The following is a 12,516-nucleotide window of genomic DNA, read 5'->3' on the forward strand; positions in this document are numbered from 1 at the left end:
ATTATAAACCTTTGTAAATTTTTGAAAAATTAGCAATGTAACTTTCCAATGAAAAAAGTTTTTTCTGGCGATCTATAGAACTTTTTCCAAAAGTTGCTCGCTGCACATCATCTATTAACATGGCTTCAATGATCTTTGACAACTCCTTCGGATGATTAGGCTGAGCTAAGAGTCCATTTTCATCTTCTTTTACCATTTCACAGACACCACCATGTCGATAACCTACAACTGGCTTACCGCAAGCCATAGCTTCAAGAACTACAGTAGGAAGAGGGTCCGGATTGGTACTTGGTAGGACAAAAATATCAAACATATTATAAAGTTCCGTTGTATTGACATAATAATCAATTCGTTTTATCTGAGAGGCAACGGATAAGCTTGAGATTTTATCTTCTAGCTCTTTTACCCGCCATTCCTCTCCATCAAAGGCACTACCGGCTATAAAAGCAATAGCTTTTGGATTCTGTTCCAAAATTGGAACAACTGCTTCCAAAAAATCCCCTTGCCCTTTCCAAGCATTGATACGACCAACCATTCCAATAACAAGTGCAGAGGTGCTGATACCAAATTTCTGACGAACCGACTGATCATTCATTGGATGATACACATTATTATCCACACCATTATAGACAACACTGACTTGCTCATCGCTTATAAAACGAGAATTTTTTATATGACTAGCCACAGCTTCTGATACTGTTATAATTTTGTCTGCATAGCGCCCCATCAAAAAATTGATAAAGTCAGAGATTACTTTTGGCTTTACAATAATCTCATGAACATGCCACAACAGAGGTAATTTCAATCTTCTTTTTAAGTAGATCCCTTCTAAAACGGCAGTGGTATTATTGTGAACTAGATCAATATGATTTGCTTTAGCATATTGTGCAATTTGTTTAGAATAACGACTATACGATGTAAAATACTCCAAGATTCCTTTTGGATTAAAGTACTTACGACGCAAAATAGGATAGTCCATGACTTCAACTTTTGCGCCTACATCCTGAAGTGCCGAAACCAATACCCCATCATTCGGTAAAATGACGTGTGCCTCAAATTCCTGCTTATCCAATCCCTTTATCAGCTCCAAAAGAACCTTGTCTGCACCATAAAGCTCAGCTCCTGCATGGAGATATAAAATTCTCTTCATCTCTGTCCTTTAAACAATGTTTCGTATTCGTCAACAATGAATTTCCAAGAAAATCTATTCACAACCTCTTGTGTTGACTTTATATCGTATTCTATAACTTTTTCTTCAGTCAAAAGCTCAGCTTCTGCAATCACCTGATTAAGATCTTCCTTGTTCCAATAAATCGCACCATCTTCTCCAACTTCACGATTAAAACCTACATCCAGAAGGAGATTTAATTTCGTTGAAGCCAATGCCTCCAGAAGTGAAGGATTGGTCCCTCCTACTTCATGTCCATGAAGATATGCAAAAGCATTTTCTCGAATATATTTTAGAAGTTCTTGATTATAGACTGTGCCTACAAACTTAATTCTTGGATCCTGATCAAACCCCGTTTCCTTCCTCAACTTATTGTAGAAGGCGTTTTGTTCAACATTGGTAATCAATACAAAATCTTTTTTTGAGTTTGATTTCATAAACTCACGAATCATGGTCTCATAGTTATTCTCTGGAACAAATCGACCAACAACTAAATAATATCCATTTTCCTTGATATTATTTGCGTGAAACCAATCGTTTATCTCTTTATCAGTAGGTGTAAATTGCGAGCGTGACAAATCTGTACCATATGCGATATAAGTTGTTTTCGGTAAATATTTCTTATAATCTTCCTGAATATATCTTTCAATATTCTTGCTATCACATACTAACAAATCGGCATGTTTTACCATTAAACGTTCAGATAACTTCCAATAGCGACGAACTGGATAGCTCCACTTTTCTCTTAACCACTCATGACCATCTGGATTGACAAATAGCTTCCCACCTATTTTCTCAATTTCCTTTTTAAAATACTGAATAAATGGTCCTATCCTACATGCCAATACGTAAAAAATAGGAGCAACATCATTTTTTTGTTTAGCCAGTAGAACTGCTTTTCGCAAAGCAGCTATGTCATAATAAATAGCACGAGCTGGTCCAATTTTGGGAACATATACATTAAAACAAGTTGCTCCATTATGCTCAAAGTAATCTTCTTCTATCCCAGACTTTTCTGAATTTTCTCGCATACACGCCACATAGTATTTTATGTCGCTAGATTGTTGATATTCTGTTAATTTTTCGACAAAGGTCTCAAAGCCTCCATATTTAGCTGGAATTCCTTTGGAACCAATGATATAAACTGACCTCATAGTACCTTTCTCTAAAAATATCTAGTCTGAATAGACCGAATCACTTACTTCCTTCTCTCATCACAACAACCTTCACGGTCTTCAATAAAATTTTTATATCCAACCAGATGGTCCAATTGTCAATATAGCCTACATCTAATTTTACAATTTCGTCAAAATCAGTGATATTACTTCGTCCACTTACTTGCCAAAGACCGGTGATTCCTGGCTTAAAGCTCAAGCGACGCTTTTGACTTGGAGTATAGCGTTCAAACTCATCCACTGTTGGAGGGCGAGTCCCTACTAGGCTCATATCACCAATTAGGACATTATAGAACTGTGGCAACTCGTCAATACTTGTTTTTCGGATAAAGTGTCCAATAGGAGTAATCCTAGGATCATTATCCATCTTAAACATTCCTCCTTGCATCTGGTTCTGAGCTAACAACTCTTTCTTGCGTTCCTCAGCATCCATGTACATTGAACGAAATTTATAAAACTTAAAAATCCTACCATTTTTCCCGACACGTTTTTGGACAAAGATAGCTGGACCTCCGTCTTTGCGAATCAATGGAACCAATAGAATAGAAACTAGACCACAAATAACCAAGCCAATAAGGGCACCAACAATATCCAAAAAACGTTTAAAAAATATATGACTGGGCTTATGAAAGCTGGAAGAAAAGGTAACGATACTGTGATTGCCAATCTGCTGAATTTTTTTATTTTTTAAAGCTTGAAAATCAAAGGTATTGATATCAATACTCACATCAATGCCTAGTATTTCAAATTCTGAAACGAAGTTTTTCAAATCATAAGAGTCACTTGGAAGACTAATAAAAACGTGATCTACTACCTCACGAGTAGCAAACTCTACAGCCTCACCATAAGAAACCCTTGGAATATTAAGTGCTATATCACCAGCAGCTTCCCCCATGATAACGATACCTGCCAACTGTTTAGCTGGTAAAGCCTCAGATTCAAGCAAACCTCTCATCCGGTCCAAATACTCACCGGTCGTCACTAGCAATGTCTTTCTTTGCTGTTCCACTGTAGTAAGAAAAATATGTCTATAACGCCTTACTAAGCAGTTCAAGATATAGATAAAACTAAAGTTAAGAGTCGAAAAATAAACAACCCCTCTTCTTGAAATTTTAAAACCATCTTCTAGCATAAAAGATGTAAAAGTCAGCAATAATGCAAATAACAGACTATAGACTAAAGTTTTTTCAAGCTCAATTAAGTAGCCCCTACTTTCAATATCTATCGAAATTCCAGAAATATAAAAGACAATAAAATGTAATAATAAAATTAACAAAATGCCTGTACGACTAAGGTCAGAATCTGGAAATCGACTAGTTAGAAAAACAGATAGAACAACTGCTACTAGTTCGATAAACGCCAAGCGTAGCTGACGATATTTTTTTATATTATTCATATCCTTTCCTTATATATATATATATATATATGCGAACGTATACTCATAAAATATCGAAATCGATATTCTCTGACACTTATTATCTCCTAGAGTAACACTCCACTAAGCCATCTTGAGTTCACATCCACAGTACAGAATCAAACTTTACATCATCGCTATTAGAAATATCACAGGACCTGATTTTTCAATAACAGTAGAGGATTTTTCTTAAATAACAATTTGGCTTTTTCTTCACCGAATTCCTCTCTGATTAATATATAGGCTTCCTTCATAAAGGGAGGTCTCGCTGTCAGATTATGCATATCACTTGCGACACAGTGTACCAAATCTTGCTCTAAAAAATACCGAACACGCTTTTTAAATTCTTTTGCACGATCTCCAATTAGGCCTGGTTTCAAGACATGATTGCTATTAACCTGAGTATAACAGCCTTTGTCAATTAACTCTTCTACGCGTTCTGCCTGGAAGGCAAGAGCGTTATAGCGTTCGATATGAGCGATAAGCGGAGTCAGTCCAAGTAGTATCACTTCATTTACTGCTTCTTGGATTTCCTTCCATGGGGTATTCATACTAAACTCTAAAAGAATATACCTCGTCCCGTTGAGTGTCGGAACCTTTTTTTTCTCAAGTTTATCCAAAATATCTTTACTATAATAAAGTTCTCCTCCATAGCAAAGAACCATATCTGGATAAGCTACCTTTATAGCCTCTTTTACATGGATAAAATTTTCCATGATGATTTTCTCGGGAGTCTCGAACATCCCTTTTCGTCTGTGTGAGGTTGCAACGATGAGACGAACTCCCTGACGGTGTGCTTCCCCTATTAGATTGACACTTTCTTCAAGTGTTTTGGGGCCATCATCCACACCAAAAATAATATGCGAATGAACATCAATCATACCTTACCACCTACTTATCCAACTCTAAAAATAGAGAAAATCAGGCTTTCTTTCCATAATTCCCGTAGTTTCCATAATTTCCATAGTCACCATATTTTTCGGAAGCAACATCGTACTTATTCAAGATGACACCTAGGAAAGGAGTGCCTGTTTGTTCCAACTGTTCCCTAACTTTTTTCAAGGCTGAACGTTTGACCTGTCGCGCTTCTGCAACAAGGACCATCGCATCACATCTCTGTGCAATGATGGCAGCGTCAATCACCATCCCTAGCGGCGGACAGTCAACAATCACGTAATCATAATAGCGACGAAGAGTTGCTAGTAAATTTTCAAAGTTCTTACTTTGTAGCAAAGCAGTTGGATTAGGAGAAACTTTCCCAGACTCAATGACGGTCAAGTTTGGAATATTTGTATCGCATAGACCTTGCGATAAGTCTGTCGTCCCTGAAAGATAATCCGTCAAGCCAGTAATCTTTGTTAACGGCTTGAAAAAGCCGGACATCACAGAGTTTCTAATGTCACAGTCAACGAGTATCGTCTTATAACCTGAACGAGCATAGGCTATCGCAAGGCTCGCCGCCGTTGTACTCTTTCCTTCATTCGATTGGACAGAGGTAATTCCAACCACTTTGATGTCTTCTCCACTTAGTTGGATATTGGTACGGATAGCATTGAAATATTCTTCCGTTTTGTGAACAAGTTCTTGCTTCGTACGTGCAATTTCTAGTGTTGCCATATTTTCCTCCTACTTCAATTTCTTCGAATCTGGAACTACACCAAGAAGCGGCATTTCCAATATTTCTTCGATATCTTGCGGACGTTTTACACGATCGTCTAACACTTCCATAACCAAAACGAGAGTCATTGCAAGCATACCACCTGCCAACAAACCGACAAGAACATTTCGTCTGGTGTTCGGAGTTGTTGGATAATCCGCTGGGACAGCCTCTTCAAGTGTCGTTACATCCCTCACCTTTGTAACTTCAATAATCTTTTTTGCAGCGAATGTGCGAAGGCTATTTGCAATACGAGCCGCTTCATTTGGATTGGCATCGCGTACAGAGATAGAAACAATACGGGTATCCAAAGGAATTGATACAGAAACCTTTGATTTCAAACTTCCCTTTAAATTTAATTCTGATTTTACTTGACTCAATACATCATGAGATAAGATAATTTCCTTATAGTCCTTTACTAGGTAAGACCCCGCTTGAAGAGCTTGGTTGGTTAAACCAGCTCCTGCTTCAACATTTTGACTGACTACGTAAATACGAGTTGTCGAATCGTACTGCGGAGTTACCAAAAAACTACTATGAATAAAGGCTAGTCCTGCAGCAAAAAGTGCTGTCAACAGGATAAAAAATTTCTTTCTCCAAATCGTCTTCAGTAGGAACAAAACATCGATTTCAATTGTGTTCATTTCTTGTTTATTCATGGTTTCTCCTAAGTTATTCATTATTTTCCATCTAATACAGACTGAATCGCTGATTTTACTCGTTCAAGGCTATCTTGGTTAATGTCCATCATATAAAGCTGCGAGCCCGGCATGGCATAAGATGGCAAGTCTGAACGACCAGTTCCTGCTAAAGCTTGTGATTCAACTGTAAATTGCGTTCCAGATTCCAACTGGGTATTGATAAGACCTATAATAGTTTCAAGACTCAGATTCGTTTGGATCGAACCTTCCAACCCTGACAAAATCGCTTGATAATTGCGTAGATTCTCAGGAGAGCCTAATTTTTTAATAAGGGCAGTGACAACCTTTTCTTGGTTTTGCCCTCGGTCATTATCACCATTAGCAAGTGAATAACGCTCGCGAACAAAACTAAGCGCTTGCTCAGCAGTCAGATGATTCTCCCCCACGGGGAAATGATAGTTCCCATGTAAGCTAGTAAATTCTTGCTCATTATAAACATCAATTCCACCAACTAAATCAATCAGCTGAAGGAAGGAGGTGAAGTTGAGACGGATGTAGTTACTAATAGTTATACCATAGAGATTTTCTAAAGTATGAACAGAAGCTTGAACACCATAGAGTCCAGCATGAGTCAACTTGTCATACTGTCCTTGACCGCCATCTGCGATGGCTACATAGGAATCTCGTGGCGTTGTCGTTAACAAAATCTTTTTCGTTTTACGATTAACCGTCATGATAATGTTCACATCCGAACGAGCAACAGATGAAATAGATCCATAAGTATCAATACCGCTGATATAAATATTAAAACTATCTCCATTGATTTGCTCAGCAATTGGCTCCGCTGCTTTAACCATTTTAAAACTATAAATTTTCTTCACTTTTGAAGAAAATTCTGGATCTTCACTTTCTAGGATATTTGTGAAGACACCATTTAAAACCATAGCTTGCGCCTCACCATTCATCATTGCTCGATAAGCGGTGAGATAAGAGCTAGTTGGGCTTGTTGTTAGCTGAACTGATTCCATTTTAGAGATATCACTCAACAGAGAAGACACATTTTCTTGATCGTAGCTGGCAGGAGCAAGCAAACGATTAAGCTGATGGACATCTGTAACCTCACTAGTCGCTGGGACAAGAATACTCATCTCATATTCTGAAAATGTAGAGTTTGATTGGAGTCTACTTGAAAATGCTACAACCTCTCGCATCCCATAGATTCCAACGAAAGTTACAAATAGAGACAGAATAAGAAGTAACACTGTAAACATGCGTGCTTTCCTGCACCACATCAACCATGCTGTCAACATCGCTACCCCTGCCAAGATCACTGTAACAATATAGTTCAGACATCGAAAATCTAAGATGTTATAGCGATACATAATCGCCAGAAATAGACACACAGTAATGGTGTATAGTCCCCAAAGAGCCAGATTTACTAGTTTGAGCTTGGATGATTTCCATTGCCCTCGTCTGTTTTTCATAAAAAACCTTCCTTTTACTTACAACCTATCTATTATATCATAGAAAAGGAGATTTATCTAGCCAAGTATAACTTTGGAAAACGTTATCTTGTTCAAAAATTCACATTATCTGCCAGACGGATAAAGGTGAATTGGGTCTCTGTCGACCTCTTTGAACAATAACGGAAACCATCTAGCTGGAAAGTTCGTAAATCTGATAACTCTTGAATATTATGTTTAGCCAACCATGACAACATTCTTCCTCGTCCTTTTTTAGAAATAGTCGAATGGATCTTCAACTCTCCTACTCTTTCCTCCATGAAAATGACTTTAATCAATCTCTCTCGAGTTCGTGGGGAGAATACTTGTTCAAATTCTGATGAGGCTAAAGAAAGGATGACATCATCATCAGCTACTTCTTGATCATAGTATGAGCGCCAATATTGCTTCAAAGACTGCTGACCGATTTTTAGACTGCCTTGAAAATCCAGACGATGAGGAGAAATCAGTTCAAATGGGTTAATCAAACCATACAAAGCAGTTGCTAAGCGGACATGCGTTTTAAGGTAGGATATTTCCTCTTCCGTCACATCTCTCCGATCCATGTAGCGATACATGAGACCATCATATAGTTGCCAGGCAGGGTAGGATTTGGCCTGCCTTGATTGAATTCTCTGCCAACGATCAAATTCTAGCTGAGCTCTTGATTCGGGCAATTTGTAGAAGGCTGATAGTTCTTCCAAACTAAGCTTACCAATCACTTCTAAGATAGGCTCACTTTTTTCAGATAAATCCTGAAAAGGAAAATTCTCCAGATTTGTATTCAACTCTTTAGCATTTGGAATAATCAGTTTCATTTTCTAATTATATCATAAAAAATCTGATTCCTACCCCAAAATCACGCGTCCTATGTTGTTTTTTTATTACATTTTTTGTATACTGCTAACAATACAATCTGTAGGGGGACAGTCTAAAATGAACAAATACCAAGCTATCGTCCAAGATATTCTATCTGGAATTGAACAACATCGTTTTAGGCGTGGAGAAAAGCTTCCTTCTATTCGTAGCCTAAGTAAGCACTATCAATGTAGTAAAGATACCGTGCAGAAGGCCATGCTAGAGTTAAAGTATAAAAATAAGATTTATGCTGTTGAAAAAAGTGGCTACTATATCGTAGAAGATCGCCAGTTTCAAGATTATGCCGTGGAGCTAAATCCTGAAGCTTTTCAGGAATTACCCTACGAAGATTTTCGAGTTTGCCTACACGAAAGCCTAATCGGTCGAGAAAATTACCTGTTTAATTACTACCATCAACAAGAAGGCTTGGCTGAGTTGATTTCCTCTGTTCAAAGTCTTTTAATGGATTATCATGTCTATACTCAAAAAGACCAGCTAGTCATAACAGCTGGTAGCCAACAGGCTCTATATATTCTAACACAGATGAATATTTGTTCCGATAAAACAGATATTTTACTGGAAAACCCTACTTATTCTCGGATGGTAGAACTCATTCAACATCAGGGGATTCCCTGTCAGACTATTGAGCGAGATTTAGATGGAATTGACTTGAAGCGATTGGAAGAAATCTTCCAAACTGGGAGAATTCAATTCTTCTATACCATTCCTCGTTTACATAATCCGCTTGGCTCTACTTACGATACGGCAACAAAAACAGCTATTTTAGAGCTAGCTGAAAAGTACGATGTCTATGTGATTGAAGATGACTATTTAGCAGATTTCGATTCCAATCGTAGTCTTCCTCTGCATTATTTGGATACCAACAATCGAGTTATCTATATCAAGTCCTTTACTCCTACTCTCTTTCCTGCCCTGCGAATCGGTGCTGTTAGTCTACCGAAGCAACTGCATAATATCTTTATCAAGCATAAAAGATTGATTGACTATGACACAAACCTGATTATGCAAAAAGCACTTTCCCTCTATATTGATAACGGTATGTTTTCTCGTAATGCACGACATCTTCAACAAATACATCATTCCCAACTGGCTGATATGAAAGCTTGTTTAGAAAAATACTCCGTGAACATTCCTTATTGCCTCTCAAAGAAAAGCGTAACTTTCCAACTTGATAAGGGAAGTATCATACCTGCAATTCAACATCAGCTAGCAGGTATGAGTTATTTTTCTGGACGAGAATACGATTTTTTACAAATGCACTATAACACAGACTTTTCATCTCGATTGATTCTATTGTTGAACAAGCTGGGAATGAAAAAAGATATTTAAAGGAAGATTTCCCTATTTTGAATACAAAAACGCCTCCAACAAGGCGCTTTTTATATACTTTTTCAAGACTTATTCAACTTCATATCCCATCAAGAGTCCACCATCTTCTGCATAGAAACTACACAATCCTGAAGTTGCAACTTCATCAATAATGGCTGTTGGAAAAGTAGTTTTTACCAACTCTGAAAACTGTTGGAAGAATTTAGCATTATTACGATGAGCCATTACAATGCGACCACCCCTATAACCAGCTTTTTTCATTTCCTCAAAGGCTGCTATGACAGATTTTTTATGCCCACGCGCTTTTTGAAGTAATTCCAATGTCCCCTCACTGCTAGCTTCTCCAACCATACGGATATTGAGAAGCCCCACGACAGCACCGACAATCTTGCTGAGACGACCATTTTTTACGAGATTGTCCACCTTAGCTAAGACAAAAAGAAGTTTGCTGCGTTCCCTATAGTGAGTGATAGCCTCTACTACTTGATGAAAATCCATTCCTGTCCCAATCAAGCGATTGATTTCATCAACCAGTAAATCCATCTCTCCACCAGCAGAAAGGCTATCAATCAAGTGAATATTAGCTTCTGGGTGTTCTTCAACATACATGTCACGTGCCACACGAGCCGCATTGAAACTACCTGACAAACCACCTGTAATCGTTACAACGATAATATTTTCCGCACCCTCGAAAGCTGCCTGATAAGCTTGTGGGCTTGGACAGGCCGAACCTGCTGCAGAGGATGAAGATTCCATAACTTCCATCATTCGGTCAATATCCAAATTTGCATCGTCCACGAAGGCTTGTTCCCCTATTTGAATCGTCAATGGTACGCTGATGAATTCAGTGTCAGGAGCTAAGTGATTCAGTTGACGATAGTCGCAGCCCGAATCTACAACAATTTTCCATTTTGGCATAATTTTCTCATTTCTAGTCTTACTTTTTTATACTCTATGAAAATCAAGAACACAGATATCAACTCTCTAGTAGACCTCTGTTTCTACGGTAGATTTCAGTCTGCTACAAAGACTAGAAAATGGCAAAACCATCCTCAGCTTGGCGAACGCAACTTCTACCACCTCAAACTACTAGAGCGTGCCTATTTTTGATGTTCATTGAGTATTATTTGACAAAAAGTCTCTATTTACTTACAATTATATCATTAAACTTCCCCATCTGAAAGCATTTTCTTTCAGATGTGACACTCGGAAAAGGAAAATTATGGTAGCTCGTAAAATTTCACCACAATCTTTAAAAAATCTTTATCAATCAAATAAAGAAGCTAATCAGCTGACCAAGGAATCTATCGAAACCGCTCTGCTATTTCTCTTAGAGAAAAAAGACCTCAGACAAATTTCTGTGTCAGAGTTGGTTCGTAAGGCTGGAGTATCCCGCAATGCTTTCTACCGCAACTACAAGTCAAAAGAAGAAATTTTGGAGGCTTACTACGAGCGAACTTCTGCTTCTCTGAAGAAAAAATGGCAAAACTTACAAGCCAAGGTACAAAAGGATGGGGTTCAGCAAAGTTTTGTAGACTTCTTACACCACAGCAAGGAAAAAGCTGATTCAAGTAAGGCATTGTCCAATGTCAGTCAGTGGATTAAAGAAAAAACAAAACGGGACTAACTGATGTCCCCCGAGCAGTTATAATGATAGGATTTAGTTCTGTACTGGAGAGGACTAGGTCCTTTTATTATTGCAATACAAAATACACTCTGTAATGACGTATCAACTTTCCCTTTGTACAAAATATATGCTAGGATTGTGAGAGGCTTGAGAAAGATTCTCCTTCTGTCCTTTCTTTTTCATGAACATAAAAAGCATCCCAAGTTCAGACTTTTGGGATGCGACTTCGACAATGTCAGATTTCAGTCTAGGATTCCTTCTTTCCTAGTTTTCTATTTTTCTTGAGGGCTGCTACTACTGCTTTGATAATAGCATAGCGAAAACCTGCCTTCTCCAGTGCCACCACGCCTGCAATCGTTGAACCACCAGGCGAAGTCACTTCTTGTCGAAGTTGAGCTGGGTGCTTGTCACTTTGCAAGACCATCTTAGCTGCACCCGATAAGGTCTGAGCAGCTAAGACCTTGGCTTCTTGAGCTGTCAGACCACTCTGTACACCTGCATCCATCAGCGCTTCAATCATCTGATAAACAAAAGCTGGGCCACAGCCTGCGATAGCAGTTGCTGCATCCATGAGACTTTCTGGCACTTGCTGGACTTGACCTGATTTTTCTAGGATTTGTTCTAATAGCAGAGCGAGTGCTTGATTACTCAGACTATAGGTAGTCATGCCCTGACCGATAGCAACCGGTGTATTGGGCATAATACGAACGAGCTGATCTGCTGGTATATATTCTGCCAGACTTTTTAGTGTTATTCCCGCCGCCATGGAAATCCAGATAGTAGATGGGGTCTGATCTATCTGCTCCTGCAAATCCATCAAGACTGTTCTAACCAGATGAGGCTTAACCCCAAGAAAAATCACCTCGGCCTGCTCTGCTATTTCTTTATTAGACAAAAGTTGTCCGCCTAAATGAGCCTGAATGTCCTTGGCCTTGGTTGGATTATAGTTACTGAGCAGGAGATGGGTATCTGGTTGCTGGCTGACTGCTTGTGCAAGTGCCGCACCCATATTACCCAGTCCAATAAATCCTATTTTCATTCTATCCTCCTGATACAGCTACCGCTTATTTTTGGAAATTATATCATACCTAGGTAGAAAATACTAGGCTCCAATCTTGTCATTT

The 12,516-nt window shown here is 38.5% G+C and carries 12 protein-coding genes; 2 read left to right on the plus strand and 10 right to left on the minus strand.

Annotated features, from left to right (window positions below):
- Window position 1: 1 nt before the first annotated feature.
- The 8 genes from SR187_RS06850 to yaaA all read right to left on the minus strand — a co-directional run bounded on the left by SR187_RS06850 (window position 2) and on the right by yaaA (window position 8,375).
- A complete protein-coding gene (locus tag SR187_RS06850) occupies window positions 2–1,150 on the minus strand; it encodes a glycosyltransferase family 4 protein (protein ID WP_120171950.1) in 1,149 nt (382 codons plus the stop codon).
- Window positions 1,147–2,322: a beta 1-4 rhamnosyltransferase Cps2T gene (cps2T, locus tag SR187_RS06855; protein ID WP_120171951.1), complete on the minus strand. Its 1,176-nt coding sequence runs from the start codon at window positions 2,320–2,322 to the stop codon at window positions 1,147–1,149. Before cps2T ends, SR187_RS06850 begins: the two co-directional genes overlap by 4 nt.
- Window positions 2,323–2,362: 40 nt before the next feature.
- The gene (locus SR187_RS06860) at window positions 2,363–3,739 is read right to left on the minus strand and encodes a sugar transferase (RefSeq protein ID WP_120171952.1); all 1,377 of its coding nucleotides are present in this window, start codon (window positions 3,737–3,739) and stop codon (window positions 2,363–2,365) included.
- 167 nt (window positions 3,740–3,906) lie between these two features.
- Window positions 3,907–4,638 (minus strand): capsular polysaccharide biosynthesis protein Cps4B, encoded by a 732-nt coding sequence (gene cps4B, locus SR187_RS06865; RefSeq protein WP_120171953.1) that lies wholly within the window; start codon window positions 4,636–4,638, stop codon window positions 3,907–3,909.
- Window positions 4,639–4,678: 40 nt separating this feature from the next.
- Window positions 4,679–5,374, minus strand: coding sequence for a tyrosine-protein kinase (locus tag SR187_RS06870; protein ID WP_120171954.1), 696 nt, complete (start codon window positions 5,372–5,374; stop codon window positions 4,679–4,681).
- Between the two features lie 9 nt (window positions 5,375–5,383).
- A complete protein-coding gene (locus tag SR187_RS06875; RefSeq protein WP_120172490.1) occupies window positions 5,384–6,073 on the minus strand; it encodes a YveK family protein in 690 nt (229 codons plus the stop codon).
- Between the two features lie 20 nt (window positions 6,074–6,093).
- Complete coding sequence (gene cpsA / locus SR187_RS06880; RefSeq protein ID WP_120171955.1) at window positions 6,094–7,539, minus strand: LCP family glycopolymer transferase CpsA; 1,446 nt, start codon at window positions 7,537–7,539, stop codon at window positions 6,094–6,096.
- A 92-nt stretch (window positions 7,540–7,631) separates the two neighbouring features.
- Window positions 7,632–8,375 (minus strand): peroxide stress protein YaaA, encoded by a 744-nt coding sequence (gene yaaA, locus SR187_RS06885; RefSeq protein WP_120171956.1) that lies wholly within the window; start codon window positions 8,373–8,375, stop codon window positions 7,632–7,634.
- Between the two features lie 118 nt (window positions 8,376–8,493).
- Here yaaA and SR187_RS06890 point away from each other — a divergent pair, with 118 nt between their 5' ends.
- Window positions 8,494–9,765: an aminotransferase-like domain-containing protein gene (locus tag SR187_RS06890; RefSeq protein ID WP_120171957.1), complete on the plus strand. Its 1,272-nt coding sequence runs from the start codon at window positions 8,494–8,496 to the stop codon at window positions 9,763–9,765.
- Window positions 9,766–9,834: 69 nt separating this feature from the next.
- Here SR187_RS06890 and SR187_RS06895 read toward each other — a convergent pair whose 3' ends face one another.
- Window positions 9,835–10,683, minus strand: a complete 849-nt coding sequence (locus tag SR187_RS06895) for a DegV family protein (protein ID WP_120171958.1) — start codon at window positions 10,681–10,683, stop codon at window positions 9,835–9,837.
- 304 nt (window positions 10,684–10,987) lie between these two features.
- Between SR187_RS06895 and SR187_RS06900 the strand changes: the two genes are divergently transcribed.
- Window positions 10,988–11,392: a TetR/AcrR family transcriptional regulator gene (locus SR187_RS06900; protein WP_024532586.1), complete on the plus strand. Its 405-nt coding sequence runs from the start codon at window positions 10,988–10,990 to the stop codon at window positions 11,390–11,392.
- 247 nt (window positions 11,393–11,639) lie between these two features.
- Here SR187_RS06900 and proC read toward each other — a convergent pair whose 3' ends face one another.
- The gene (gene proC, locus SR187_RS06905; protein ID WP_024532585.1) at window positions 11,640–12,431 is read right to left on the minus strand and encodes a pyrroline-5-carboxylate reductase; all 792 of its coding nucleotides are present in this window, start codon (window positions 12,429–12,431) and stop codon (window positions 11,640–11,642) included.
- Window positions 12,432–12,516 lie beyond the last annotated feature (85 nt).

It is taken from the genome of Streptococcus ruminantium (assembly GCF_003609975.1).
Taxonomy (GTDB): domain Bacteria; phylum Bacillota; class Bacilli; order Lactobacillales; family Streptococcaceae; genus Streptococcus; species Streptococcus ruminantium.